This window comes from Streptomyces chromofuscus (genome assembly GCF_015160875.1).
Lineage (GTDB): Bacteria > Actinomycetota > Actinomycetes > Streptomycetales > Streptomycetaceae > Streptomyces > Streptomyces chromofuscus.
Map to the genome: position 1 here is coordinate 5,104,851 of NZ_CP063374.1, position 26,817 is coordinate 5,131,667.

At 71.4% G+C, this 26,817-nt stretch carries 24 protein-coding genes and 2 pseudogenes; 18 read left to right on the plus strand and 8 right to left on the minus strand.

Annotated features, from left to right (window positions below; translation table 11 throughout):
* From IPT68_RS23120 to IPT68_RS23155, 8 genes are all read left to right on the plus strand, one after another.
* Entirely contained in the window at positions 1-945 is a 945-nt protein-coding gene (locus IPT68_RS23120) for a type II secretion system F family protein (protein WP_189696288.1), read from the plus strand.
* A gap of 16 nt (positions 946-961) precedes the next feature.
* The gene (locus IPT68_RS23125) at positions 962-1,849 is read left to right on the plus strand and encodes a DUF5936 domain-containing protein (protein WP_189696289.1); all 888 of its coding nucleotides are present in this window, start codon (positions 962-964) and stop codon (positions 1,847-1,849) included.
* Between the two features lie 647 nt (positions 1,850-2,496).
* Positions 2,497-3,687 carry a sensor histidine kinase gene (locus IPT68_RS23130; protein ID WP_189696667.1) on the plus strand — a complete coding sequence of 397 codons (1,191 nt, stop codon included), beginning with the start codon at positions 2,497-2,499 and terminating at the stop codon, positions 3,685-3,687.
* Positions 3,688-3,719: 32 nt separating this feature from the next.
* Entirely contained in the window at positions 3,720-4,568 is an 849-nt protein-coding gene (locus tag IPT68_RS23135) for a response regulator transcription factor (protein ID WP_189696290.1), read from the plus strand.
* Positions 4,569-4,691: 123 nt separating this feature from the next.
* Positions 4,692-4,889, plus strand: a complete 198-nt coding sequence (locus IPT68_RS23140; RefSeq protein WP_189696291.1) for a Flp family type IVb pilin — start codon at positions 4,692-4,694, stop codon at positions 4,887-4,889.
* Positions 4,889-5,497 carry a pilus assembly protein TadG-related protein gene (locus tag IPT68_RS23145; protein WP_189696292.1) on the plus strand — a complete coding sequence of 203 codons (609 nt, stop codon included), beginning with the start codon at positions 4,889-4,891 and terminating at the stop codon, positions 5,495-5,497. The genes IPT68_RS23140 and IPT68_RS23145 overlap by 1 nt, the downstream gene beginning before the upstream one ends.
* 16 nt (positions 5,498-5,513) lie before the next feature.
* Positions 5,514-6,092: a hypothetical protein gene (locus tag IPT68_RS23150; RefSeq protein WP_189696293.1), complete on the plus strand. Its 579-nt coding sequence runs from the start codon at positions 5,514-5,516 to the stop codon at positions 6,090-6,092.
* A gap of 7 nt (positions 6,093-6,099) precedes the next feature.
* Positions 6,100-6,726, plus strand: coding sequence for an OmpA family protein (locus IPT68_RS23155; RefSeq protein ID WP_189696294.1), 627 nt, complete (start codon positions 6,100-6,102; stop codon positions 6,724-6,726).
* Positions 6,727-6,801: 75 nt separating this feature from the next.
* Here IPT68_RS23155 and IPT68_RS23160 read toward each other — a convergent pair whose 3' ends face one another.
* Together IPT68_RS23160 and IPT68_RS23165 are read right to left on the minus strand one after the other, a co-directional pair.
* Entirely contained in the window at positions 6,802-7,170 is a 369-nt protein-coding gene (locus tag IPT68_RS23160) for a DUF192 domain-containing protein (protein ID WP_189696295.1), read from the minus strand.
* 74 nt (positions 7,171-7,244) lie between these two features.
* Positions 7,245-8,429: a DUF418 domain-containing protein gene (locus IPT68_RS23165; protein ID WP_189696296.1), complete on the minus strand. Its 1,185-nt coding sequence runs from the start codon at positions 8,427-8,429 to the stop codon at positions 7,245-7,247.
* A 106-nt stretch (positions 8,430-8,535) separates the two neighbouring features.
* Between IPT68_RS23165 and IPT68_RS34225 the strand changes: the two are divergent.
* From IPT68_RS34225 to IPT68_RS34230, 9 genes and pseudogenes are all read left to right on the plus strand, one after another.
* Positions 8,536-8,694: pseudogene (locus IPT68_RS34225) on the plus strand (dihydrofolate reductase family protein); the annotation flags it as partial.
* A 145-nt stretch (positions 8,695-8,839) separates the two neighbouring features.
* Positions 8,840-9,712 carry an LLM class flavin-dependent oxidoreductase gene (locus IPT68_RS23175; RefSeq protein ID WP_189696298.1) on the plus strand — a complete coding sequence of 291 codons (873 nt, stop codon included), beginning with the start codon at positions 8,840-8,842 and terminating at the stop codon, positions 9,710-9,712.
* A 60-nt stretch (positions 9,713-9,772) separates the two neighbouring features.
* Entirely contained in the window at positions 9,773-9,943 is a 171-nt protein-coding gene (locus IPT68_RS23180) for a GntR family transcriptional regulator (protein WP_229818340.1), read from the plus strand.
* A 67-nt stretch (positions 9,944-10,010) separates the two neighbouring features.
* Positions 10,011-10,832: a class I SAM-dependent methyltransferase gene (locus tag IPT68_RS23185; protein WP_189696299.1), complete on the plus strand. Its 822-nt coding sequence runs from the start codon at positions 10,011-10,013 to the stop codon at positions 10,830-10,832.
* 723 nt (positions 10,833-11,555) lie between these two features.
* The gene (locus IPT68_RS23190; protein ID WP_189696300.1) at positions 11,556-12,329 is read left to right on the plus strand and encodes an isoprenyl transferase; all 774 of its coding nucleotides are present in this window, start codon (positions 11,556-11,558) and stop codon (positions 12,327-12,329) included.
* Positions 12,330-12,642: 313 nt separating this feature from the next.
* On the plus strand, positions 12,643-13,968 hold the full coding sequence (locus IPT68_RS23195) for a PhoH family protein (RefSeq protein ID WP_189696301.1): 1,326 nt from the start codon (positions 12,643-12,645) through the stop codon (positions 13,966-13,968).
* 418 nt (positions 13,969-14,386) lie between these two features.
* The gene (locus tag IPT68_RS23200; protein WP_228039822.1) at positions 14,387-15,085 is read left to right on the plus strand and encodes an aggregation-promoting factor C-terminal-like domain-containing protein; all 699 of its coding nucleotides are present in this window, start codon (positions 14,387-14,389) and stop codon (positions 15,083-15,085) included.
* A 137-nt stretch (positions 15,086-15,222) separates the two neighbouring features.
* Positions 15,223-16,548, plus strand: coding sequence for an AI-2E family transporter (locus IPT68_RS23205; protein ID WP_189696303.1), 1,326 nt, complete (start codon positions 15,223-15,225; stop codon positions 16,546-16,548).
* 236 nt (positions 16,549-16,784) lie between these two features.
* Positions 16,785-17,012 (plus strand): annotated as a pseudogene (locus IPT68_RS34230) (hypothetical protein); the annotation flags it as partial.
* Here IPT68_RS34230 and IPT68_RS23210 read toward each other — a convergent pair.
* The 5 genes from IPT68_RS23210 to IPT68_RS23230 form a co-directional block, all read right to left on the minus strand.
* Positions 16,948-19,278 carry an ABC transporter permease gene (locus IPT68_RS23210; RefSeq protein WP_189696304.1) on the minus strand — a complete coding sequence of 777 codons (2,331 nt, stop codon included), beginning with the start codon at positions 19,276-19,278 and terminating at the stop codon, positions 16,948-16,950. The pseudogene IPT68_RS34230 and the gene IPT68_RS23210 overlap by 65 nt on opposite strands.
* Positions 19,275-19,961 carry an ABC transporter ATP-binding protein gene (locus tag IPT68_RS23215; RefSeq protein ID WP_189696305.1) on the minus strand — a complete coding sequence of 229 codons (687 nt, stop codon included), beginning with the start codon at positions 19,959-19,961 and terminating at the stop codon, positions 19,275-19,277. The genes IPT68_RS23210 and IPT68_RS23215 overlap by 4 nt, the downstream gene beginning before the upstream one ends.
* Positions 19,958-20,482, minus strand: a complete 525-nt coding sequence (locus IPT68_RS23220) for a PadR family transcriptional regulator (RefSeq protein ID WP_189696306.1) — start codon at positions 20,480-20,482, stop codon at positions 19,958-19,960. The genes IPT68_RS23215 and IPT68_RS23220 overlap by 4 nt, the downstream gene beginning before the upstream one ends.
* Before the next feature lie 105 nt (positions 20,483-20,587).
* Positions 20,588-20,851, minus strand: a complete 264-nt coding sequence (locus IPT68_RS23225; protein ID WP_189696307.1) for a hypothetical protein — start codon at positions 20,849-20,851, stop codon at positions 20,588-20,590.
* Positions 20,848-21,852 (minus strand): SPFH domain-containing protein, encoded by a 1,005-nt coding sequence (locus IPT68_RS23230; protein WP_189696308.1) that lies wholly within the window; start codon positions 21,850-21,852, stop codon positions 20,848-20,850. The genes IPT68_RS23225 and IPT68_RS23230 overlap by 4 nt, the downstream gene beginning before the upstream one ends.
* A gap of 231 nt (positions 21,853-22,083) precedes the next feature.
* On the opposite strand from IPT68_RS23230, the gene IPT68_RS23235 reads away from it, so the two are divergent.
* Positions 22,084-24,444 (plus strand): transglycosylase domain-containing protein, encoded by a 2,361-nt coding sequence (locus IPT68_RS23235; RefSeq protein WP_189696309.1) that lies wholly within the window; start codon positions 22,084-22,086, stop codon positions 24,442-24,444.
* A gap of 129 nt (positions 24,445-24,573) precedes the next feature.
* Here the strand turns inward: IPT68_RS23235 and IPT68_RS23240 are convergent, their stop codons facing one another.
* Positions 24,574-26,679 (minus strand): ATP-binding SpoIIE family protein phosphatase, encoded by a 2,106-nt coding sequence (locus IPT68_RS23240; protein WP_189696310.1) that lies wholly within the window; start codon positions 26,677-26,679, stop codon positions 24,574-24,576.
* Positions 26,680-26,817: the final 138 nt, after the last annotated feature.

Below are 26,817 nucleotides of genomic sequence, written 5' to 3' on the forward strand. Positions count from 1 at the left end.
ATGGAACTGCAGACCCTTGTCTCCCTCACAACCGGTGTCACCCTGCTGACCTGCGCCCTCGCCGTGGCCGGCCTGCACGCCTACGCGACGGGCCGGGCCCAGCGGCAGGCCCTGGTGGACCGTCTGTCGTCCACCGGCCAGATCCAGGTCACCGGCCGCCGGCGCCGGTTCCGCAGCCTGGACCGACGACTGCGCCGTACGCGAGCGGGCCGCACACTGGAACTGCGGCTGCAGGCGACGGGCCTGGACGTGACCCCGGGCGAGTTCTTCGCCGCGATGCTCGCCGCCGTCGCGGGCCTGTGGCTGATCGGTCAGGCCACCCTCGCGCCCTTCTTCGGCCCGATCGCCGGTCTGCTCGGCGTCTGGGCCGCGGTCCAGTTCCTGAACTGGCAACGTCAAAGACGCATCGAGAGGTTCATCAACCAGCTCCCCGAACTGGCCCGCATCCTGGCCAACGCCACCCAGGCCGGCCTCGCCCTGCGCACCGCGATCGGCATGGCGGCGGAGGAACTGGAGGCGCCGGCGGGGGAGGAGCTGGCGAAGGTGGCCAACCAGCTGGCGCTGGGCGCTTCGATGGACGAGGCGCTGGGGGAGATGGCCGACCGGCTCCCGTCGCGCGAGCTGGTGGTCCTGGTCACCACCCTCGTGCTGTCGAACCGCGCCGGCGGCCAGCTCGTGAGCGCGCTGAGGAACCTCACCGAGACGCTCGAGGAGCGCAAGGAGACCCGCCGCGAGATCCGGACCCAGCTCTCGCAGGTGAGCATGACGTCGTACGCGGTCCCCGTCATGGGCGTGGGCTCGCTGTTCCTGATGAACGGCGTCAAGGACGGGGCCCTGGACCGGATGACGGGCTCCCCGGTCGGCCAGGCCTGCGTGATCATCGCGTTCGCGCTGTACGCCGTCGGCTTCGTCATGATCCGCCGGCTGTCGCGCATCGACGTCTGAGGAGGGAGGGTTCGGCATGGCACTTCTGCTGGCACTGCTGATGGGTCTCGGCGTGTGGGGCGTCTTCGCCGGCATCCGGATGTACCGGGCGGAGGCGAAACTGCCCGGCGACCTCCGGCTCGCCCTGGAGGTCGGCTCCACCCGCACCGGCGCGGTGGACTCGGCCGTCGACCGGATGGGTATGCGGTACGCGCCCGCCGTTCTGCGCCTGATGGGCCCGAAGCAGGTGGCCAAGTACCGCCGCAGGATCGACCTGGCGGGCAACCCCGGCGGCCTGACGATCGACCGCTACGCGGCGCGCCGGGCGGTGTACGGCTTCCTGGGCGGCGTCGGAGGCCTGGTGTTCCTGCTCCAGGGCAACGTGCTGATGGCCCTGCTGCTGTTCGCCTTCGGCGCCTTCTGGACCGAGGTGGGGATCTGGTCGGCGATCCGGGTCCGCAAGGACGTGATCGAGCGGACCCTGCCGGACTTCCTCGACGTCCTCGCCGTGGTGGTCAGCGCGGGCCTCGGCTTCCGCCAGGCCCTGGACCGGGTCGCCTCCCGCTACGAGGGCCCCTGGGCCGACGAGCTCCGTATCACGCTGCGGCAGATGGACCTTGGCATGAGCCGCCGCCAGGCCTTCGCGGAACTCCGGCGGCGCAACGACTCCGAGCAGGTGGCGATGTTCGTGACGGCGTTGCAGCAGGGCGAGGAACTGGGGGCGCCGATCGTGGACACGCTGGTGTCGCTGGCCAAGGACATGCGGCGCACGGACGCGCAGAACGCGCGGCGCAAGGCCGCGCGGGCCGTGCCCAAGGCCACGATGATGATCACGACGTTCATGGTCCCGGCGACGATGCTGCTGCTGGGAGCGGGCCTGTTGCTGGGCTCCGGGACGGACTTCGGCACGCTCACGGGTGAGTGACGGCGATGACGATCACACCGACGCGCGGGCAGGGGGCGCGGCTGCTGCGCCGTCGCCGCCGGCAGCCCCCGGGGAGCGCCACACCGCCCGCGGGGACGGGGCTGCCGGCGCGCACACGGACGGACGCACCGGACGGGCCGGCGACGTCGGCCACGCCGGAGCTGCCGCCGGGGTGGGTGCGGGCGGAGGGACCGCCGCTGCCGAAGGAAACGCCGGGTGTGGTGCCGGCGTCCGCAGACGCAGCCGACGAGCCGTCCCAGGAGGGACCACTCGTATCTCTCGACGCCGCTCGCGGGGGCTGGGTGTCCGGTGGCGATGACGCCGTCCGCTGGGGCTGGGGGGACGGCGACCGCGACGACGCCCGCGCAGGCTGGGTGTCCGGTGACGATGACGCTGCTCGCGGGGGCTGGGTGTCCGGTGGCGATGACGCTGCTCGCGGGGGCTGGGTGTCCGGTGGCGATGACGCTGCTCGCGGGGGCTGGGTGTCCGGTGACCATGACGACGCCCGCACGGGCAGGGCGGACGGCGACCGCGACGACGCCCGCGCAGGCGGGGCTGGCCGGCGCCTTGGTCACGTCTCCGTCGGCGAGGACCGGGTGCCCCCACCGCCACCCGCCCTCTCCATCCAGGTCAACGCCCTCCAGGCCATGTGCCGTCAGGTGTTCGGCTTCCGCCTGGCCATGATCGCGCTCGCCGCCCCCGCCGCCCTCCTCAACGCCTCCCCGGGCCTCGGCGTACGCCTCGTCGGCGCGGCGGTCGTCATCACGTTCATGGCGTCCTACGTCCTCTTCAGGGACTGGGAACGCTTCGGCCCCTTGCTCCTGCGCCACCCCACCCTCCTGGCGCTGGACACCGTCGTCGGCTCCCTCCCCCTCGTCTCCGCGGGCCCCGACAGCACCCTCGCCTACGTCAGCGTGTGCACCCCCCTCCTCGCCGGCCTCGTCTACAGCTGGCGGGGCGCCGCCGTCTTCGCGTCCCTGCAGTCCCTGATCCTCCTCCTGGTCCACGCCACCCTCGCCGACAGCCCCGACGCGACCCCCGCCGAGACCCTCCTGCTCCCCGGCCTCTGCGTCATCACCGGCGCCCTCGGCTCCACCCTGCGCCACCTCATGCTCCGCTTCGGCGAAGCCACCCACGCCCTGACCGCGGTCCAGGCCCGGTTGGCCGTAACGGAGGCGGTGGCGGCGGAACGCGCTCGCCTGGCAAGGGAACTGCACGACTCGGTGGCCAAGACGCTGCACGGCGTGGCCCTGGCGGCGGACGGCCTCGCCGACTCGGCGGACCGACTGAACCCGTCCCTGGTCAAACGTCAGGCGGAACTGGTGGCCCGCTCGGCCCGCCGGGCCGCGGCGGAGTCCCGCGAACTCCTCACGGACCTGCGCAGCGAGTCGGACCCGGCTCACGGTACGGACGTACTCGCCGAACTCGCCCTCCGCACCGCGGACTTCACGACGCGCACCGGCGTCCCCGCCACGTACCGGACCACCGGCGACACCGCCGTGCCACCCGTCCCCCCGGCGGTGGCCCGCCAACTGCTCATCATCGCCACGGAGGCCATGGAGAACGCCCACCGCCACGCGAGCCCCACACGGGTCGACGTGACGGCGGGCCTCCAGGGCGACCTGCTCCTGCTCAGCGTCTACGACGACGGCCGCGGCCTCCCGCCGAGCACCACCCTCGAACAGCTGCGCCGTGCCGGTCACTTCGGCCTGGTCGGCATGGTCGAACGCGCCACGTCCGTGGGCGCCCGCATCCGCATGGGCCGGGGCAACCACCCCAAGGGCACGGAAGTACGCCTGGAACTCCCGCTGGCGGCCCTCGACACCCACCCGTCCTGAGATCCCGCACCCGAGAGGAGGCCGAACGCACCATGCCGGACGATCAGCGACACCCTTTCACCGACTTCGCACAGCCCTCGGACCCGGCCGGCACGTCCCTGCGTGTGGTCGTGGCCGACGACAACCCCGTGGTCCGCGCGGGCCTCACCGCCCTCCTGACGGGTCGCGAGGACATCACGGTCGTGGCGGAGGCGGCGGACGGCCGGGAGGCGTACGAGGCGACGCGGATCCACCGCCCCGACGTCGTCCTCCTGGACGTCCGCATGCCGGGAGTGGACGGCATCTCGGCGCTCCCGTACCTCGTGCGGCTCGCTCCCGTCGTCATGCTCACCTACAGCCGCGAGTCGGAGGTCGTCGAAGAGGCCCTGCGCCGGGGAGCGGGCGGCTACCTGGTCCACGGCGAGTTCACGGCGGACCAACTGGTGGCGGCGGTACGGGACATCACGAGCGGCAAGCCCCACTTCACGCCCACGGCGGCGGGAGCGCTCCTCGCCCAGCTCCGGCAAAGCGGCCCTCCTCCCGGGCGGCCGCCGCTCCCCGACAACCTGGGCACATGCGATGCGACTGCAAATCGACAGCCCTCGACCTCCCCTGCAAGTGACCGTAATGCGGAACGGCCACCACTGGCTATTTCTTCAGAAAACCTTTCGCAGCTGCAACCGGCTGTGGCACAGTCGTCGTCATACCGGTCACGGTTCCAACTCAGCACGAGGGAGGCGGAGATCATGGACCTCATCGCGTCCGGCATGAACAACCAGCAGATCGCCGCCACGTGCTTCATCAGCGAGAAGACGGTCAAGAACCACATCAACCGCATCTTCGCCAAGCTCCACAGCACGAGCCGCTCGGAGGCCACGGCGAAGTGGCTGGGGCTGGGGTGACCGCGATGCATCGTCCGCCGATCCGTATTTGGGCCCGCGTTTGGGCCCTGGGACCCTCTGCCGACCCCGGTGTCCCGCCGTACGTTCCCGACACCGAAGCCGAGACATCCGGAGGGGAACGCCATGAGCAACTGGATGAACACCACGGTCACGTACCTCCGCAACCGCGCCGCCCGCGACGACAAGGGCCAGACGGCGGTGGAGTATCTGGGGATCATCGCTGTTGTCGTGGCGATCGTGCTGGCGATCACGGGGACGGACATCGGTCAGTCGATCTACGACGCCATCGTGGAGAAGATCGACGAGGTCACTGGCGGTTGATGCGGCTGCACCGGCACGACGACACAGGGCAGGCCTTCCCCATCTACATCACGGTGGTGGCAGGTCTGCTCTTTCTCGCGTTCGTGTACCTCGCGGTCGGCCAGGCAGCGGCGACTCGTAACGAGGCTCAGACAGCGGCAGACGCAGCGGCGCTCGCAGCGGCCCAAGACCTGCGGGACCAACTCGCGGGCCAGTGGCTCGAGAACATACTCGACCCGGCCACGTGGCAGGGCATCTTCGACGGTGACGTGGGCGCAGCCGACTCATGCTGGCGCGCACATCAGCTCGCCGCGCAGAACGATGCGCGCGTGACAGTCTGCGACTCGGATCTCCTGAGCTACAGGGTCGACGTCGAGACCTTTGAGACAGTCGGAGACACCATCGTGCCCGGGACGGAGGACATGCGCGCGACGGCGACCGCAGTTGCCGTCGTCGAACCGCGCTGCACATTCGAACTCCCTGGTGAGGGCGCGGGGGACAATGTTCTGCCGAGCCTCAACTGTAAGGACAGTAGCTGGGACCTGGACCCGGAGGAGCTGGACATCCTGCCGGAGCCCGAGGACCTTTTCGACGTCCATCTGTCCGACTCGCAAGCGAGCGACGAGTGATGAAGGAAGCAGAGGCATGAGCGTTCGGTTCACCACGAAGGCCCGCGGAGGGGTGCTCGCACTGACCGTTGCGGCCGGACTGGCCCTCGGCGTGGCCGGCTGCAGCGGCGGCGGCACGGAAGACGAGAAGCCGGACAGCTCCGCGTCCGCTTCTCAGGAAAGCGGATCCCGGCCGAGTGCGCAGGAAGGCACGGACGAACCTCTGGCCGAACTCCGGGGCGAGGACGGTCTTGTTCTGCAGATCACCTCTGCCACCCGGGACTCCGGGGGTTTCGTCACCGTCAGCGGTGAGCTGAAGAACGACGGAGACGAGCCGGTTCGGGTCTCCGTGCGCACTGCGGGCGATGAGACGGAGATCATCAGGCACGGCTCGTCGCTCGGTGGTGCGACGCTCGTGGACTCGGCCAGCAAGAAGCGGTACTACGTCCTGCGGGACACGGACGGCCGCCCACTGACCACGACAAGCATCCCGAGGATCAAGGCCGGCGCCTCCGTCCCTGTGTTCATGCAGTTCCCGGCGCCGCCGACCAGCACTACCGAGGTCACCTTCCAGCTGCCCACCTTCGCCAGCGCCCCAATCCAGATCTCCGGTTGAGGCCCCCATGACCCACTCCCGCCTCACCGTGACCCTCACCACCGCCACCCTCATGCTCGCCGCCAACCTCTACGCCACCACCACCGCCCACGCCGAGGACGGCCCCAGCGTCCCCCCGGGCACGGAGGCCACCGCCTCCGCCCCGGTCGAGGTCGACCCCAACGACCCCGACCTCAAGATCCCGGAAGGCGCCACCCTCGCCGAACCCAAGGTGCTCGACATCAAGCAGGTCGTGGAGGACCAGAGCGGCGACGAACGCCGTGAGGACACCAACGCGGACGTGAAGTTCGCGCTCCAGGCCGAAGTCCTGTTCGGCAAGGACAGCGCGAGGCTCAGCGCCGCCGCGAAGGCCCGCATCCTCGCGATCGCCCAGGAGATCAAGGCCCAGAACGGCACGAAGGTCCGCGTCTTCGGCTTCACGGACAACCTCGGCTCCTCCGCCCACGGCGACGCGTTGTCCCGCCGCCGCGCCAACGCCGTGCACGACATCCTCGACTCGGAACTGAACGACCCGAACATCACCTTCGAGGTCCGCGGCTACGGCGAGCAGTACCCCATCGCCGACAACTCGACGGAGTCCGGCCGCAAGAAGAACCGCCGCGTGGAGGTCTCCTTCCCGCGCACAGACAGCTGATACGACGGCGACGCCCCCGACGGGGAGGTCAAGACCTGGTCCAGGAAAGTGACTCGAGGTCTCCCCTGCGTCGCCTCATGTCCCCTCCACCGAAACCCGGACGTCCATTCCCACACTCACCCGCACCCCCCACCCCGCCATCACCCCGGCCTCCGCCTCCAGCACATGCCGCGCCCGCAACCGCGGCGCCCCCAGCCGCCACGGCCTCATCGTCTGCACGGCGACGACGACCAAGTCTTTGTCCAGATAGGCCACATCGATCGGGAAGCGCATCCGAAGGGTGTGGACGCTGTTCGCGGGGGACAACAACAGCGCCCCGTTCACCGAGGCCCGCCCGAGCAGCCCTTTCGTACGCGCCCGGTACGACGTGGCGATCTCCAGCGGCACTGTCGCACCCCCGTCCACGATCAACTCCCCGTGCCCGTCCCGCCAACGCCGCCCCATGCCCGCGCCCCCTCGCCCGTCCGTCCGCATCCGCTGTACGCACCGACCGTATCCGCCGCCGACGAACGGGTGCCTCAGCGGCGCAGTGCCCACCGCTGCACCGACTCCAGCGGCCCGTGCGAGAAGCGGCGCAGCCACAGCGTCGCGCCCGCGATGAGGAACCCGCAGATCAGCGCCCACATGCCCATCACCCACCACGGTCCTGCGTCCGGCCCGAACCGCTCGGTCAGGCCGAGGCCGACGCCGTAGCAGAGCAGCATGCAGAGGACGTTCTGGATGACGTACGACGACAGGGCGGTGCGGCCGACCGATGACAGGCCCGTGGCGACCGGGGCGGGGAGGCGGCCGCGGTCAAGTACGACGCCGATCAGGCCCAGGTAGCCGAGGGCGACCACTGGAGCCGCCACATAGCGGCCGAGGAAGAAGAAGTCCTCGCCGCCGAGGGTCAGCGCCGCGTTGAAGGGGAGGCCGAGGCCCCAGAGCGCCATCCGGGCGCGCAGCCGGCGGCCCCGCGCTGTCGGGGAGAAGGTTCCGGCGCGGTACAGGCGGACGCCGAGCAGGAAGAGGAAGACCAGCAGGCCGAAGGAGATGACTGGCTCCAGGCGCATGGCGACGGCGTTCTCCAGGCGGAAGCCGATCTGGTCCGGCCAGCTGCCGCGCGCGTACAGGTCCACGGACTCCGCGGAGAGCCGCCCGGGGCCGGAGTCGTCCGCCAGCAGGGCCGACGTGATCAGCGACGTCAGGGCCACGTGCAGGCTCACCGACGTCCACATCAGCACGCGCCGCAGACGCGCGGAGCGTACGAGCAACCGCGCGACCAGCAGGGCCGTGACGGCGTACCCCATGAGGACATCGAAACCGAACACCAGGACGAAGTGGAGGGTGCCCTCTGCGAACAGGAACAGGGCGCGGGGTCGGTAGCCGCGCGGCCACGGGGTGCCGTGGCGCTGCGCGGAGTCGTACTGGATGGCCAGGCCCACGCCGAAGAGGATCGTCAGCAGTGCCAGGAACTTGCCGTCCGCGAGGAAGCGGAACAGTGCTTCCACCGGTTCGTCGAAGGGGTCCGCCATGGGGACTCCTTGAAGGAACGCCCACTCCGAACCCGGCGTGGCGAAGATCCACACGTTGGTCATGAGGGTGCCGAGGATCGCCACCCCGCGCAGGACGTCCAGCAGAGGCAGTCGGCCGCCCTTGGGGGAGGGGCGGGAGGCGGCGGCGTCCACGGACGCGCGCGGACTGTTCCACGAGATACCGGCCATGCTTCAAGGCTCCCGGCGCACCTTTCCCCGAACGTCCTGCGGCCGGACGAGAACGTCGTACATCCTTTGATGCAGGAACCGACCCTCCGCAACCCCGAGGTGCGTCATGGGGAAGATCGTCCTGATGATGTCCGTGTCCCTCGACGGCTGTATCGAGGGCCCCGACCGCGACCTCGGCCGGCACCGCATCGACGAGGAAGTCCACCAGCACTTCAACGACGTGTCGCGCGACATGGGCGCCTTCCTCGACGGCCGTGTCGCCTACCCGCCGGGCGCGCGCCCGGCCGATCTGCGGCTCGTGGAGACCGCGACGTTCGGCAACGGCGTCGTACTGCTGCGGTACGACCGGGCCAACGCGCGGACGGCGTAAAGCGGTTGTCCCTGCACCGAACCGTGGGTAGGAAGGGCCCATGACAGGACTCGGTGCTGTGTTCCGCCCCCAGCTTCCTCCCGAGCGGCTGCGGGCCCTCGCCCGACTGGCCGACGAGACCGGCCTCGACGAACTGTGGCTGTGGGAGGACTGCTTCCGCGAGGGCGGTGTCTCCACGGCCGCGGCCGCCCTCGCCTGGACCGAACGCGTCCGGGTCGGCGTCGGCCTGCTCCCCGTGCCGCTGCGGAACGTCGGCATCACCGCGATGGAGGCCGCCTCCCTGCACCGCATGTTCCCCGGCCGCCCGGTCCTCGCTGTCGGGCACGGTGTACAGGACTGGATGGGCCAGGTCGGCGCCCGCGCCGCGTCGCCGCTGACGCTGCTGCGCGAGCACCTCGACGCGCTGCGGGCACTGCTGCGCGGCGAGCGCCTCACGACCGAGGGCCGCTACGTCAAGCTGGACGACGTCGCCCTCGACTGGCCGCCGCCGGGCCCGGTCGAGATCCTCGCGGGCGCCACCGGTCCGCGCACGCTGCAACTGTCCGGCGCGGCGGCGGACGGCACGGTCCTCACGGCGGGCACACCCCCGGAGGGCGTACGCCAGGCCCGCCGGCTCATCGACGAGGGCCGGGCGTCGGCCGACCGCACCGACCCACACCGCGTCGTCGTCTATCTCCTCACCGCCACCGGCCCCGACGCCGCCGCCCGCCTGCACGCCGAACTCACCGCCGAGGGCCTCGCGGACGTCCCCGATCTCGGCGTCGCCGGCGACGCCCCGACCGTCGCCAAGGCCGTCGAACGCCTCACCGAGGCGGGCGCCGACACGGTGATCCTCCAGCCGACGGCCGACGAACCGGACCCAGAGGGTTTCATCCGCTTCACGGCGCGGGACGTGAGGCCGCTGGTCCCATAGCGTCGGCACAATTTTGCCGGGCGGCGCATCAAGGACGGCACGTATCCGCCAGGCAGTCGCGTGCCGTCCACCTTGGAGATCGCCCAGGAGTTCGGCGTGGTGAACGCTACGGCGGCGAAGGCCATGCGGCATGTGCGGGAAGGCGGCTGGACGCGGGGCGAAGTCGGGCTGGGGACCTTCGTTGTCGACCCCCCGCCGCCCTCCTCCGAAACCCCAGAGCCCTCCGCGTAGCCAAGCACCGTCGCCCGGAGGGAAATTGAGCAGCGGCCCCCGGCCACGCCCTGCGACGATCAACCGCATGCAGCACGAACGCCGCCACCCCGAACCCCGCCCCACCTTCGAGGAACTCGTCGCCGAAGGGGCCGCCGTGCCCACCAAGGGCTGGGACTTCTCCTGGTTCGAGGGGCGGGCCACCGAGGCCCGGCCGTCCTGGCGGTATGCCGAGTCGCTGGCGGGGCGTCTCGCACGCGCGCGTGCCGCCCTCGACGTCCAGACCGGCGGCGGCGAGGTCCTCGGATTCGCACTCGGCGCCGCCGCGCACCGACCCCGCCTGGTCGCCGCGACCGAGGGCTGGCCGCCGAACGTCGCCGCGGCCACCGCCCTGCTGCACCCGCGCGGTGTGGTGGTCGTCGCCGCGCCGCAGGACGCGCCGCTGCCCTTCGCCGACGGCGCCTTCGACCTCGTCTGCAGCCGTCACCCCGTACAGCCCCACTGGGACGAGATTGCACGCGTGCTCCGGCCCGGCGGCACGTACTTCGCCCAGCATGTCGGGCCCAGCAGCGGCTACGAACTCGTCGAGCACTTCCGCGGGCCGCAGCCCGACGCGCGGCGCAACGCCCGCCACCCCGACCTGGAACGCGCGGGCGCGCAGGCGGCGGGACTGGAGGTCGTCGAGCTGCGCGCGGAGCGGCTGCGGATGGAGTCCCACGACATCGCCGCTGTCGTCCACTTCCTGCGCAAGGTGATCTGGATGGTGCCGGGCTTCACCGTCGAGGCGTACGAGGACAGGCTCCGGGCCCTGCACGAGCGGATCGAGGCGGAGGGTTCCTTCGTGGCCCACAGCACCCGCCATCTCTTCGACGTCCGCAAGCCCACCGGTCCGAGGCGGCCCGCCGGCTAGGCAGACCGCCGGGCGCCGGCGTGGCCGGGAACCGCCGCTCCGGTCGTCACGCACAGGCCGGACCCGGGTGGCCCCTTTGCTGTTCGCCTGGCGGTGGGATCAGCCGGGGCGGATCGAGAGCGGGCGGCCGCCCTTCATGGGCCGGACGGGTGCTCCGCGCGCCCGATTCCGGGCTTCGCACCCCGACCTTGCCCCCAGTCATGGCCCGGGTTTCTCGCATTGTTATCAGCTGCCACTCGCCTCACCCGCGACACTCGCGTAAGTTCAGACCAAGGTAATTCGCGCGAGCAAAGCCGCGCGGGCGGCACCGCGCGGTGGAGGGGGCTGCGCGGTGCCCGCATGCCGTTCCCGGCCGTCAAGCCACCGGCGGCGGACGCGTCGCCCATCAGGGGGATGCCGGAAAAGTCCTGTGCGTCCCCTGCGATCCGGCCATGAACAGGCCGTGAACCAGGCATTCCGCGGCCACCGGGGCGTCGCCGCTCGATTTCGGAGAGTAGTTGTGGCGCGCTGATGCACGCAGCATCCCTTACGAAGGGTTATGGTGGAAGCCCCCCCTCGGGCCGGTCCGTCTCCCCCCCACGGACCGGCCCGTTTTTTTGCCCCCAACACCCCTTGGGGGCACCGTCGTAGGCGGGGGTAGGCTTCGCCCGCGGGGACCGCCATACGGACAGGGGTTGCGCTCGACCGCACCTGTCCGATCCGTACGGAGGGGCTGACAATCACGTGAACCTGCGCGACAAGCTGCGCGGCCTGCTGGTCAGGCTGTACGCACGCCGGGTGGAAGGCCACCTCGACCACGCCCAGGTGCCCAAGCACATCGGCGTCATCGTGGACGGCAGCCGGCGCTGGGCGAAGGCCGCGGGCTCCACCACCGTTGACGGCCACCGGGCGGGCGCCGAGAAGATCGAGGAATTCCTCGGCTGGTGCACCGAGACGGACGTCGAGGTCGTCACCCTCTGGCTGCTGTCGACGGACAACTTCAACCGGCCCCAGGAGGAGCTCGTCCCGCTGCTCGGCATCATCGAGGACGTCGTGCGCACCCTCGCCGCCGACGGCCGCTGGCGGGTCCACCACGTCGGCACCCCGGACCTGCTCCCGTCCGCCATGCAGACGGCCCTGAAGGAGGCCGAGGAGGCCACCGCGCACGTCGACGGGATACTGGTCAACGTCGCCATCGGCTACGGCGGCCGCCAGGAGATCGCCGACGCCGTCCGCTCGATGCTGCTGGACGCCGCCGACAAGGGCCGCTCGGTCGAGGAGGTCGCCGAGGCCGTCGACGTCGACATGATCGGCCGCCACCTCTACACGGGTGACCAGCCCGACCCCGACCTCGTCATCCGCACCAGCGGCGAGCAGCGGCTGTCCGGTTTCATGCTGTGGCAGACGGCCCACTCGGAATACTACTTCTGTGAGGTTTTCTGGCCGGCCTTCCGCAAGGTCGACTTCCTGCGGGCCCTGCGCGACTACGCGGCGCGCCACCGCCGGTACGGCGGCTGACGGACCCGGCACACCCCCCGCGGACGCAGCGCGCTTCCCACGGAGTTCACCGGCGCGCCGTCGTACGCCATGGCATGACGGCGCGTTTTCGAGGGCATAACCCCTGCAGGTCGACGCCCGAACCACGGGTGTCGGATCTCAGCGGACGGCACGGGGCCGTCCGCCCGGGAGGCCCTTTGCACCAGCCCGATCGTGCGGTCACAGCACGGACGAAGAGCCGAAGGGCCGGCTGCCGGCCCGTGCATCGCGGCCGGCAACCGGTCCAGACCGTCTCCGTCGCTCCCCGACCTCATCCGAGGGGGTACGTCCTTCCGTGGTGACCAGCACAAAGCGCCACAAGCCCGACCGGCGCACCTATGTTCTCGACACCAGCGTCCTGCTGGCCGACCCGAACGCTTTGAGCCGCTTCGACGAGCACGAGGTCGTGCTCCCGGTCGTGGTGGTCACGGAGCTGGAGGCGAAGCGGCACCATCCCGAACTCGGCTACTTCGCCCGGCAGGCCCTGCGTCTGCTCGACGACTACCGTGTGCGGTACGGCCGCCTGGACGCCCCCATCCCGATCGGGGACCTCGGTGGGACGCTCCGCGTCGAGCTCAACCACTCGGACCCCAGCGTGCTGCCGACCGGCTACCGCCTGGGCGACAACGACTCCCGCATCCTCGCGGTCGCGCGGAACCTGCAGGCCGAGGGTTTCGACGTCACCGTGGTGTCGAAGGACCTCCCGCTCAGGATCAAGGCGTCCTCCGTGGGCCTGCTCGCCGAGGAGTACCGCGCGGAGCTCGCCATCACGGACTCCTCCGGCTGGACCGGAATGTCCGAACTGACCCTGCCCGGCGAGCAGGTGGACATCCTCTTCGAGGAAGGCCACGTCTACGTCCCCGAAGTCGCCGACCTGCCCGTCCACACTGGCCTGACCATCCAGTCCGAGCGCGGAAAGGCACTCGGCCGGGTGACGTCGGAGGGCAACGTCCGTCTGGTACGCGGCGACCGGGAGGCGTTCGGCGTCAAGGGGCGCAGCGCGGAGCAGCGCATCGCGCTGGATCTGCTGCTCGACCCGGACATCGGGATCGTGTCGATGGGCGGCCGGGCCGGCACCGGCAAGTCGGCGCTGGCGCTGTGCGCGGGCCTGGAGGCGGTGCTGGAGCGCCGCCAGCACGAGAAGATCATGGTCTTCCGCCCGCTGTACGCCGTCGGCGGGCAGGAGCTGGGCTACCTGCCCGGCACCGAGGCCGAGAAGATGAGCCCCTGGGCGCAGGCGGTCTTCGACACGCTGTCCGCGGTCACCAGCCGCGAGGTCATCGAGGAGGTCACCGCGCGCGGGATGCTGGAGGTTCTCCCGCTCACCCACATCCGCGGCCGCTCGCTGCACGACGCGTTCGTGATCGTGGACGAGGCGCAGTCCCTCGAACGGAACGTCCTGCTGACCGTTCTGTCCAGGATCGGCGCCAATTCACGGGTCGTTCTGACGCACGATGTGGCGCAAAGGGACAATTTGCGAGTGGGGCGGTACGACGGTGTCGTCGCCGTCGTCGAAAAGCTGAAGGGGCATCCGCTCTTCGCCCATGTGACCCTGACGCGGTCCGAGAGGTCCCAGATCGCGGCGCTTGTGACCGAAATGCTGGAGGACGGGGCGATCTGACCCGCGCGCCCCAATCAGGGGCGTATACACGGTAGTTGGCGCCGTTCGGCAAAGGCTCAGAGCCTAGCCGGGCGGCGCCTTCGCGTGTCACGGTTTCCGGAAATCACCGGGGCCGAAGGACGTGTGAGCTTTCACACGCAACTCGGAATTGCCTTGCGGCGTCGGGTTGCGGCAGAGTCTCACTCCTGTCAGGCCCCGCATACGACACAGCTGTACCCCCAGCGGTACGGCACCACAGGAGCACCACAACAACTCCACAGCGTCGTCGTATGCCGCCCGAGCATCATGGGCCGCTCTCTCGCCGGGAGTTGTCCATCGGGCCCGTGCCTTCCGTGACCCGCAGTTGGGGAGGCCAGTGCCAGGGGCACGATTGCGTCCGCCAGGGTCACCGAAGCGGGCGATGCTGGAAGGAAACCGTGTGAGCCGGATTTCGGTCCGGGGATTCGCAGTGGCCTCGGCCACCGCGGTCACCGCTGTCGGAAGCGTCGTCGGCGTTGCCTCGGGCAGCACCGCGCAGACCAATGACGCCGAGGCGGCGGCAACCGACCTGACGCTCCTCGCGGACATACCCGCGGGCCAGCAGGCCCAGGTGCAGACCGCGTCCCTGACGCAGCAGGCCGACGTACAGGCCATCGCCGCGGACGCGAGCGCCAAGAAGGAGGCCGAGGAGGCGGCGCGCAAGGCCGCCGCCGAGTCCGCGGTCGCGAAGAAGGAGGCCGCCGAGAAGGCGGCCCAGGAAGCCAAGGAGCGCGAGGAGGCGGCGGAGGAGGCGGCCAGCCGTTCCGCCGTCCGGGACGCGAGCAGCTTCTCCGTCCAGAGCTCGTACACCATCGCCGAGATCCAGTCGATGGCGGCGTCGATGGTGCCGGGCGACCAGTTCCAGTGCTTCAGCAACATCGTCGACCACGAGTCCGACTGGAACTACAAGGCGGTCAACCCCTCCTCCGGTGCCTACGGCCTCTTCCAGGCGCTGCCCGGCTCCAAGATGTCCTCCGTCGGCGCCGACTGGCAGACCAACCCGGCCACCCAGATCAAGTGGGGCCTGAACTACATGAACGAGCGCTACGGCAGCCCGTGCGGCGCCTGGTCGTTCTGGCAGGCCAACCACTGGTACTGACCCCGCAGCTGGGTAGCCTCCCACTCAACTTTTCCGAGCCCCTCACCGTCCTTCGGTGAGGGGCTTCGGCCATGTACGGTCTGACGGGACGACTCCCGGGGGGAGTGGTGGGGACGGCCGGGGGTAAGGGACGGATCATGTCGCGAGTGCCAGGGTGGCTCGGTCGGGTCGGCACCCGACTGACCGAGATGGGGCAACGGTGGGAGCAGCGCCGTGCCGAGGCCGAGAGGGCGGACGCAGAACCCGAACCGGCGCCCGAGGAGTCGGCCGAGGCGGTGGGCTCCGCCGGGTACGCCCCGGACGGTCCGGTCGTCACCCGTCCCGATCCGGCGCAGGCCGTGCCGTGGGGGATGCGGGTCGCGGCGGAGGCCGGCTGGCGGCTGCTGGTGCTGGCAGGCACGCTGTGGGTGCTGATGCGGGTCATCAGCGCCGTGCAACTGGTCGTGCTGGCCTTCGTGGCCGCGCTGCTCATGACGGCTCTGTTGCAGCCCACGGTGGCGCGGCTGCGGCGGTACGGAGTGCCGCGGGGCCCGGCGACGGCGATGACCGCGATCCTCGGGTTCGTGGTGATGGGCCTGATCGGCTGGTTCGTGACCTGGCAGGTCATGGAGAACATCGACGACCTCTCCGACCAGGTCCAGGACGGCATCGACGAGTTGCGGCGATGGCTGCTCGACAGTCCCTTCCATGTGACCGACAAGCAGATCAACGACATCGCCGAGAACCTGCGCGAGGCGGTCGGGGCGAACACCGACCAGATCACGACCGCCGGCCTGGAGGGCGTGACGGTCGTCGTCGAGACGCTGACCGGGATCCTGCTGGCGGTGTTCTCGACGCTGTTCCTGCTCTACGACGGGCGGCGGATCTGGGAGTGGACGCTGAAGCTGGTGCCGGCGGCGGCGCGTCCGGGAGTGGCGGGAGCCGGGCCCCGGGCCTGGCGGACGCTCACGGCGTACGTGCGCGGCACGGTGGTAGTGGCCCTCATTGACGCCATCTTCATCGGCCTCGGCATCTACTTCCTGGACGTGCCGATGGCGGTCCCGCTGGCGGTGTTCATCTTCCTCGGGGCGTTCGTGCCGTTGGTGGGCGCGGTGGTCTCGGGCGCCCTGGCGGTGGTCGTGGCGCTCGTCACGCAGGGCGTCTTCACGGCGGTGATGACGCTGGTCGTGGTGCTCGCCGTGCAGCAGATCGAGGGCCACATCCTCCAGCCGTTCATCCTCGGCAGGGCGGTGCGGGTGCATCCGCTGGCCGTGGTCCTGGCGGTGGCGGCGGGCGGCATGGTGGCCGGGATCGGTGGCGCGGTGGTGGCGGTCCCGCTGGTGGCGGTCACGAACACCGTGGTCGGCTATCTGCGCGCCTACTCCCACGAACGGGCCGTGCGCCACGCCCCGCGTCCCCGGGGCGCCACGGCGTCGGACGCCGCCCCGGGTTCGCCGGACCACCGGCCCGGCCCGGTCGGCTGAGGGGGAACGAGAGGACCCCGCCCACACCGGTGGACGGGGTCCCATGGCGCGGTCGGCCTCCGGGCTACTCGGCGACGCGGCCTCGGCGTCCGGCGTCACCGCCACCGCCTGGACGACAGAGGCGATCTTGTAAGGACTGCCGGACCACAGGCCCGCGCGCAGGGTGCGGTACTCGTGGTCCGACAGCAGCTGCCGCGTGCGGTAGAAGCCGAGCGTGACCGAACTCCCCCCTGTGACAGCTGCTCACCGGGTACTTCTCCGGTCCCGTGCCGACCCGCCGGATCGCACCGGCCATGCGGACGGGCGCGGCGCGCGGCGCGGAGTACGAGGAGCCGGCGGCCGCACTGCGCGAGGCACTGCGGCCGCTTCCCGTACGGGTGCTGGAGGGCACCGAGCAGCTCACTCGGTGCGCAGGCCCTCCGGGCGCATCAGCCGCAGCAGGGGCGGCAGGCTCATCAGGGTGACGAGGAGGACGACGCCCGCGCCGATGCCGATCATCGACAGCACGCTCGCCCAGTCGACGCTCACCCCGGTGGCCGTCATCTTCAGCAGCACCGCGCCCAGGGTGAGGCCCACCACCGAGGCGAGGGTGAGGCCCAGCACGATCGGGATCGCCGTCTGCCACAGGACGGACAGGCTCAGCGTGCGGCGCCGGGTGCCGAAGGCGACCAGGGCCGACAGCAGCTTCCTGCGTTCGCGCAGCTGCTCCAGCTGGGAGACGAGCAGGCTCGCGCCGATGAGGGCCAGGACGCAGGCCGCGCCGACGAACAGGCCGGTGCGGATGGAGTCGTAGCGGCCGGCGCGCTCGGTGGACACCCACACCATGGGGTCCGCGAGCGGGTCGAGGGCCGCCGAGGTGTTGCGCACCAGGTCGCGCACGTCCGGCCTCGTGTCGTCGATCTTGAGGTAGACCTCGCTGGTCATCGTGTCCACAGCCGCCTGCGACAGGGCCTTCGGCGTGACCAGGAACCCACCGCGCGCTTCGCCCGTCAGGCCCGGCAGGGCGGCCGCGTCGCGCACGGCCGGCACGGTCCACGCGGCCTCGGCGCCCTGGGGACTGCCCTCGTAGCTGGGGTCGAAGTAGAGCGTCCGGCCCGGCTGCGCCAGGTCGGCGCTGTCGGTGTCCCACTCCGCGTCGGCCAGCACGAAGGCATCACCGTCCCGGCACGACGGGAGCGTCGCCAGCACCCGCAGCTGGTCGCAGTCGCCCACCGTCACCTGGGCACCGTGCTCGGGGTTCCTGCGCCGCTCGCCCAGATAGCCCTCGGAGAAGGCGTAGACCTTGCGCACGCCCTCGGTCCTGCGGAACTCCTCGGCGGCCGCGGCCAGGGCAACGCCCTGCGACAGCCGTACCTGCATCTGCGCCCTGCTGAGGTCGTACGCGGTCCGCCGGGTGAAGTCGCTCTCCACCCCGGCGAACAGCATCTGCAGGGCGATCGCCCCGGCCACCGCGACGGCGATGCCGTTGACGGTGCGGGCCGCCGTGCCGCTGCTCAGCTGGAGCCGGCGGACCGCCAGCTGCCAGGAGACCGAGCCCGCGCCGAGCCGGGCGACGACCGTCTCGACGATCCACGGCAGCAGCGCGGTGACGCCGATGAGCAGCAGCATCACGCCGCCGACGACCAGGTACTGGTTGAACTTGCCCGCGTCGCCGCCCTGGCCGATCATCGGGGCGAGCATCGCCAGGCCGGCCAGTGGCAGCAGCAGCCGCCACCAGAGCCTGCGGCGGCTGGGCCTGGCCGTGCGGACCACGCCGAGCGGTTCGATGACCACGCCGCGCAGCGCGAAGAGGGTGACCAGCACGGCCGCCGCCGGGACCAGGGCCGCGACCAGCGCGGCGAGGGCGGGGGAGGGGTCGAGGTAGCTCGGGAAGACGCTGACGTCGAACACCTCGGCCTGCCCGGCGAGCTGACGTCCTATCAGGAAGAATCCGGTGCCGAAGACCAGGCCCAGCACGGACCCGGCGAGTGCCTCGCCCGCCGCGACCCGGCGGGTCATTCCGCTGTCGGAGCCCACCAGCCGCAGCGCCGCGAGCCGTCGGTCGCGTCCCTCGCCGCCGAACCGCACGGCCGCGGCGACGAAGACGCCCACCGGCACCAGCAGGACCACGAAGACGACCAGCAGCAGCAGCAGTAGTACCGGGTCCCAGGGCTCGGAGGTGCCCGGGATCGGCTCCCCGAACCGTTCGATCCGGTGCACCGGGCCCTGGTCGAGATGGGCGGAGAGCCCTTCGGCGCCGCGGTAGAAGGCGAGTTCGGCGGAGCCCACCAGGCCGGGCTCGCCGATCGTGCCGACGATCCGCTCCGGCAGCCGCTCGCGCAGCAGCTTCGCGTCGGGCGACTCCAGCAGCGTCTTCAGCCGGGGGGAGACGACCATCTCGCCGACCCCGGGCATCGTGTCGACGCCGGGTGGCAGGGGTGCCTTCGGGCCCTCGGGTTCCAGCGCCCGGCCGCGGATGTCCAGGTCGCGGAAGGTGGTGCCGACGGCGGCGACGAGCAGGGTGGAGTCCGACTTCGGCGGCACCGTCTGGCTGAACCTGTAGTCGTTGCGGGCCTGTTCGCGTGCGCGCCGGGCGTCCAGCGCGTTCGGGATCGCGGTGGTGAGCAGCAGCAGCGCCACGCCGAGTCCGACGCCGACCGCCGTGAGCACCGCCCGCACCCAGCCGCCCCGGCCGGTGAACGCGAACCGGACGCCCATGGCGAGGTCCCGGTACCACTGGCGGGGCCTCATACGGCCCGCTCCATGTCCCGGGACCTGCCGTCCCGTACGACGATCTCGCGGTCGGAGTAGGCGGCGACCCGCGCCTCGTGCGTGACCAGGACGACGGCCGCGTTGGTGGAGCGGGCCGCGTCGGTCAGCAGCTCCATCACGCGCTCGCCGTTGAGGGAGTCCAGCGCGCCGGTCGGCTCGTCGGCGAACAGCACGCGCGGGCCGGTGACCAGGGCGCGGGCCACGGCGACGCGCTGGCCCTGACCGCCGGAGACCTCGCCGGGCCGCTTGCGGCCGATGCCGTCGACCTCCAGGCGCTCCATCCAGGACAGCGCGGTGCGCTCGGCCGCCTTGCGGGAGGTGCCGTTCAGGCGCAGTGGCAGGGCCACGTTCTCGACGCAGGTCAGCTCGGGCACGAGCTGACCGAACTGGAAGACGAACCCGAAGTCCGAGCGCCTGAGCGCGCTGCGCTGGGCGTCGTTCATCGTGGCCGTCTCCCGGCCGTCGTACCGGATCGAGCCCTCGTCGGGCGTGACGATCCCGGCGAGGCAGTGCAGCAGGGTGGACTTGCCGGAGCCGGAGGGGCCCATCACGGCGACGACCTCGCCGGGGTGGATGGAGAAGTCGGCGCCGTCCAGGGCGGTCGTCGGGCCGTACGTCTTGCGCAGGCCCTCGGCCACGAGCAGGGAACCGGAGGGACTCACTTCGCCACCGCCTCCGCCAGCTTGTCGAGCCGCGCGGCGGTCAGTTCCAGCCAGCGCAGGTCGGCCTCCAGGTGGAACAGCGCGTGGTCGCAGATCAGCTGGTCGGCGAGATCGCCCTTGCGCTTGCGCTCGGTGAGCAGCCGCATCAGGCGCAGGTGCTCCGAGCGCTGGGTGTCGAGGATGTCGGCGGCGTCGCGCCGGGTGAGCAGGGCGAGGACGACCTTGGTGTACAGGGTCGACTGAAGGTACGGCTCCGGCTTCTCCGGCGTCGCGAGCCACCGCTCGACGTCGGTGATCCCGGCGTCGGTGATCGCGTACCGCTTCCGTTCCGGCCCGCCGCCCGGCTCGATGCCGTCGACCTCGACGAGGCCGTTCTTCAGCAGCCGGGACATCGTCGAGTAGACCTGGCCGTAGTGCAGCGGCCGGTCCTGACCGAACTTCTCGTCGAAGGCCCGCTTCAGGTCGTAGCCGTGGCGGGGGCCGGACTCCAGGAGCCCGAGGAGAGTGTGACCGATGGACATGCACAGCACTCTACACAGGGTGTATACGTCGCGTGTATACACGCCGTGTGCAGTCGACGGCGTGCGGTACGACGCCGCTGGTGGGGCCCGATTGTCACGGTTCTGCTACTGCTGCCCGGGGGTCCGGGGCGGCCGGCCCCGGCGGGGCATCGGCCCCGCGTCGCCGGGCAGCCGGCCCGCGTCCTTGAGGGCCTTGCGGAGCAGGAACTCGATCTGGGCGTTGGCCGATCGCAGCTCGTCCGACGCCCAGCGGGCGAGCGACTCGTACACCGCCGGGTCGAGCCGCAGCAGCACCTGCTTGCGCTGCTGCTGCGGCCGCCGCCTCGGGGAGGCCTGGGAGGGCTCGGGGGTCTCGGAGGGCTCGGTCACTGGTAGAGGGACCCGGTGTTGACGACCGGCTGGGTGGCCCGGTCACCGCACAGCACCACCATCAGGTTGGAGACCATCGCCGCCTTCCGCTCGGAGTCCAGCTCCACGATGTCCCTCCCCCACTGCCCGAAGGGCGTGGGCGGTGCCCCCATGGTGAGCCGGTCCAGCGCCATCTCGACCCTGCCGACCGCGCCGTCCACGATCTGCCGCCGGGCCGCGACGACCGCGCCGGCCCGTTGCCGCTGGAGCATCGCCGAGGCGATCTCCGGTGCGTGGGCGAGGTGCGTGAAGCGGGACTCGATGATCTGCACGCCGGCCGCCTCGACCCGGGCGTGCAGTTCGACGGCGAGCTTCCCGGTGATCTCCTCGGCGTTCTCGCGCAGCGACAGACCGTCCTCCTCGTGGGCGTCGTACGGGTACTCGATGGCGATGTGCCGTACGGCCGCCTCGGTCTGGGTGGAGACGAACTCGATGTAGTCGTCGACCTCGAACGAGGCCTGCGCGGTGTCCTCGACCTTCCACACCACGACCGTGGCGAGTTCGATCGGGTTGCCGTAGGCGTCGTTGACCTTCAGAACCGCGGTCTCGTGGTTGCGGACGCGGGTGGAGATCTTGGTGCGCGAGGAATGGGGGTCCCCCCGCTCGAGCGAAGCCGAGAGTGGGGGAGGGTTCACCCAGCGCAGGCCGTCCTGCCGGATCGTGCCCCGGTAGCGGCCGAAGAGCTGGACGACCCGGGCCTCGCCCGGCGCCACCATGTTCAGCCCGCACATCGCGACGAAGGAGCAGACGGCGACCAGGATGCCGAGGACGATCAGCGCGGCCTTGGCGCCCGTCGCGGCGAAGGTCGTGGCGGCGACCACCGTGGCGACGCCGCCCATCAGCCCGACCAGGTCCAGGAGCAGGGCGAGTCCGCCGCCGATGCTGTGCGCCGGGAACACGCGGACGCGTGGTGCGGGCATCTCCGCGACGTCGGCGACGGCCGGGGAGTCGTGCGTGGACATGGGGTCCCCCGTTCCCTAGCTCTTTTCTAGCTAAGTGATAGCAGATTGGCCCGTCATGACAACCCTGGACACCTCTCGGACGTCGGTTCCGTAGGGAGGCGTGCTGATTGTCACGCCCGTAAAAGGCCGAATGAGTCGGACTTTGTCATAGAGAGCGGTGTTAGCTTTCGGAGCTGACCTGAGCCACGACACCGATGTGACCACCGAGAGCGGAGCGGAGCGAACGGACTCATGGGACGAGCGGAAGAGAGACGAGCGCGACAGCGCGGCGGCCACCGCGCGGCACCCCGGCCTCGCCGTTCGTCGCGCGCGGCGAGCCCGGCGGGCCCCGCGGGCCCGGTCGGCCACGGCCGCCGCAGGACCAGGCCCGGCGCGTCCGGGAAGACCGGCGTACGCCGTCTGTTCACCTGGAGGAAGATCCTCGGCACGTTCCTCGGCCTGTGCCTGCTCGGCATCGGCGGCTTCATCCTGCTGTACCTGCTCGTGCCGGTCCCCGAGGGCAACGCGGCGGCGAAGCTGCAGAGCAACGTCTACAAGTACGCCAACGGCACGGTCCTGGCCCGTGAGGGCGAGGTCAACCGCGAGGTCGTCGACCTGGCCAAGGTGCCCAAGGACGTCCAGCGGACCTTCGTCGCCGCCGAGAACAAGACGTTCTACCAGGACAACGGCGTCGACCTGAAGGGCACGGCCCGCGGTCTGCTCAACACCCTCAGCGGCAAGGGCGCGCAGGGCGGTTCGACGATCACCCAGCAGTACGTCAAGAACTACTACCTCAGCCAGGAACAGACGGTCACCCGCAAGCTCAAGGAACTGGTGATCTCCCTGAAGGTGGACCGCCGGATGTCCAAGGACGACATACTCGCGGGCTACATCAACACCAGCTACTACGGCCGCAACGCCTACGGCATCCAGGCCGCCGCCCAGGCGTACTACCGCGTCGACGCCGACGAACTCACCGTCGAACAGGGCGCGTACCTCGCCGCGCTGCTCCAGGCGCCGAGCCAGTACGACTGGGCGGTCGCCTCGCAGACCAGCAAGCGACTGGCGAAGAACCGCTGGCACTACGTCCTGGACAACATGGTCGAGGAGGGCTGGCTGAACGCCTCGGAGCGCCGGGGCATGACGTTCCCGGTGCCGAAGGAGCCGCAGGGCACGCCCGGCATGGAGGGCCAGACCGGCTACCTGGTCGACGCGGCCAACGCGGAACTGGCCCGGCAACTGGTGGCGCAGGGCGCGGTGGACAGCGAGGACGACGCGCTCGCCATGGTCAAGCGCGGCGGCTGGACCATGACCGTGAACATCGACAAGAAGAAGCAGAACGCACTGGAGAAGGCCGCCGAGGAGCAGCTCACCAGCAAGCTCGACCCGGAGAAGCGCAAGGTCGACGCGAACATCCAGCCCGGCGCCGTGTCCGTCGACCCGAAGACCGGCAAGATCGTCGCGATGTACGGCGGCGTGGACTACCTCAAGCACTACCGCAACAACGCGACCCGGCGCGACTACCAGCCGGCCTCCACCTTCAAGCCGGTGATCCTGGCCGCAGCCGTGGAGGACGGCGCCGAGACCCAGGACGGCGAGCCGATCACCGCGAACACGGGCTACGACGGTGACAGCAGGCACCAGGTCGTGGACAACGGCGACAAGGTCGGCTTCGCCCCGCCGAACGAGGACGACGTCGACTACGGTGACGTCACCGTGCAGACCGCGATGAACAAGTCCATCAACTCCGTTTTCGCGCAGATGGGCGTCGACGTCGGCATGGACGAGGTGATGGAGGTCGCCGGCAGGCTCGGCATGGACACCGACGGCATGGAGGCGGTGCCGGCCCAGACGCTCGGCTCGATGGGGGCGAGCCCGCTGGAGATGGCGGGGATCTACGCCACCCTCGACAACCACGGCAAGAAGGTCACGCCGGCGATCCTCGCCTCGGCCGAGCACAAGGACACCGTGGTGGACCTGCCGGACCCCGTCGGCGACCAGGTCATCAGCCGCGAGGCCGCCGACACGGTCACCTCGGTGCTCACCGGCGTGGTCGACGACGGCACGGCCCGCGCGTCGGTGCGGGACAACCCGGAGCGTCAGGGGCAGCAGGTGGCCGGCAAGACCGGTACCTCCGACTACGGCAGGTCCGCCTGGTTCACCGGCTACACCCCGAACCTGGTGACCTCGGTCGGCCTGTTCGGCGAGGACGCCAAGACCGGCCGGCAGGTGAACATGGCGGGCGCCACCGGCACCCTCCCGGGCAAGGGCCGCGTCAACGGCGGTGGCTTCCCGGCGCAGATCTGGGCGGCGTACACCTTCGGCGTGATGGACGAGGTCACCAAGTTCGACCTGGACACCGACCAGGGCGCGGCGGTGAAGCCGTCGTACACCCCGACGCCCACCCTGGAGCCGACCACCCAGGCCCCCACGTCCGAGCCCCCCACCTCGGCACCCCCGACGTCCCAGTCCCCGACCCGGACGCCGACCGGAACCCCGAGCCAGACGCCCACCCAGTCCCCGTCCCAGACGCCGACGACCCAGCCCCCGACGTCGACACCGACGGACGGGACGACCCCGGAGAACCCGTTGTTCCCGGACAGCGAGGAATGACAACGAGGGCGCCCGGCACACAACGCCGGGCGCCCTCAAGGCTCTCAGGGGCGCGGGGAACCGCGCGAGAAGCCGCCCACAACCCGCACGCGCCGTACGTCACGAGCCCCTACGGCGCACTCGCGGCCCCTACCCGCGATTCAGCTCGAACCACACGACCTTCCCGGTGCTGAGCCGAGTCGCCCCCCACCGCCGGGCCATCCGGTTCACCAGATACAGCCCACGCCCGCCCTCGTCGGTGGCCCGGGCCTGCCGCAGCCGGGGCAGCTGCGGCACGTCGTCGCCCACCTCGCAGCGCAGCACGTCCGTCCGCAGCAACCGCAACGTCACCGGCCGCGACGCATAGCGCACGGCGTTCGTCACGACCTCGCTGACCAGCAGCTCGACGGAGTCCGTCAGCTCGTCCATCCCCCACCGGGCCAGCGCGCGCCGGGCCAGCCGGCGGGCCTTGCCCGGCGCCATCTCCTCCGGCTCCAGGAACCAGTACGCCACGTCACTCGGCGCGATCCCGTCGAACCGGGCGGCGAGCAGCGCGATGTCGTCGTCCCGGTCACCCGGCCCGAGCATGTCCAGCACCTCGTCGCACAGCGCTTCCAGCGGCGGTGGATGGTCCGGGCCCGTGAGCTGCGCGGTCGCGGCGAGCTTCTCCCGCAGCTGCTCTATGCCGGTCCACACGTCCCGCAGCCGGGACTCGACCAGCCCGTCCGTGTACAGCAGCAGCGTTGCCCCGGCCGGCGCGTCCAGCTCCACCGCCTCGAAGTCGACGCCGCCGACGCCGATCGGCGCGCCCGCCGGGACCCGCAGCACCTCGGCCCGCCCGCCCAGGTGCAGCAGCACCGGCGGCGGATGGCCCGCGTTGGCGATGGTGATCCGGTGCGCCACCGGGTCGTACACGGCGTACAGGCAGGTCGCCATGCGGTCGGTGCCGAGCCGTTGCGCCTGTTCGTCGAGGTGGTGCAGCACCTCCTGCGGTGGCAGGTCGAGTCCGGCGAGCGTCTGCGCCGTCGTCCGCAGCTGGCCCATGATCGCGGCGGACGTCATGGAGTGCCCCATCACGTCGCCGACGACGAGCGCGACCCGGCTGCCGGGCAGCGGGATGGCGTCGTACCAGTCGCCGCCGACCCGCGCGGTCTCGGCGGCCGGCAGGTAGCGCGAGGCCAGCCGGACGCCCGTCGGCTGCGGCAGGGTCTCGGGAAGCATGGTGCGCTGCAGCTCGTCGGCGATGTACGCCTCCCGCCCGTACAGCACCGCCTTGTCGATGCCGAGCGCGCTGTGCGTGGCGAGCTGGGCGGCGATGAGCAGGTCGTCGGCCTCGAACGGGATCCGCTCGGGGCGGCGCAGGAACACCGCGGCGCCGATGACGCGGCGGCGGCCCCGCAGCGGGGCCAGGATGGCCCGCTGGCCGGCCGGGATCACCGACTCGCCGTGCTCGCCGAGCAGTTCGGGCAGCGCGGCGCGCGCGGCGGGCGCGTCGGCGAAGACCGGCCGCACCCCGCGCAGCACCTCGGCGAGCGCGCCACCGGGCCGGACCTCGCACAGCTCGGCGGTCAGCGTCGACAACTCCGACGGCTCCGGCTGGAGCATCGGCAGGAAGCCGCCCTCGGTGTCCCGCTCCTCGGGGATCCGGTCGGTGCGCCGCAGCCGCAGCACGACCGGGCCCGTGGGCCGCTCGTCGCCGACCGGCAGCGGGTCGCGCAGGTAGACGAGGATCGCGTCGGAGAAGGTCGGCACGGTCGCCCGGCACAGCCCCATCACGATCTCGTCGAGGTCGATGCCGCGGGCGATCCGCCGGGTGGCCGCGCCCACGAAGCGCAGCCGGTCGCCGTCCCGCCGCATCGGCGTGGGGCGGCCGAGCGGGGAGGCCTGGCCGGTACGGCGTTCCTGTCCGCCGGGGCCGGAACGCTCCGGGTCGCTGCCGGGCTGCGCCGGGATGACCTCCGGGGCGGGGCGCGGGCGGTGGTCGCCCGCGCTCGGCTTCGTTCGAGCCGGAGGTGACCCCATCGGCTCGTCGGCGGCCGGCTGGGAGTGCTCGGGGCCGGCGCCGTCTCCGGGCGTCACGGACGTGCCCGAGGGCGTCTCACCGGTGCTGCGGGCCTGCGCCGGTAAGGCGGCGGCACCGGGCGCCGGCGGAGCCGCCGGGGAACGCAGGAGCGCCCCGCGGGGATCCGCGGGGTCGATGCCCGCCTGGGGGCGCTCGAAAGAGGTCGGCTGCTCCGTCACGCGTGTCGCATCCATCCGTCCGGGCCCGTGCGCGCCTTGCACCGCGCGTGCAGTTCGTCCCGCAGAGATCCCGATACCCCGAATACGTGCCCCAGGAACGGAATTACCGGGCGGTCAGCGGCTGTTCGTCCGCCACCGGCGGACCGGCCGCGG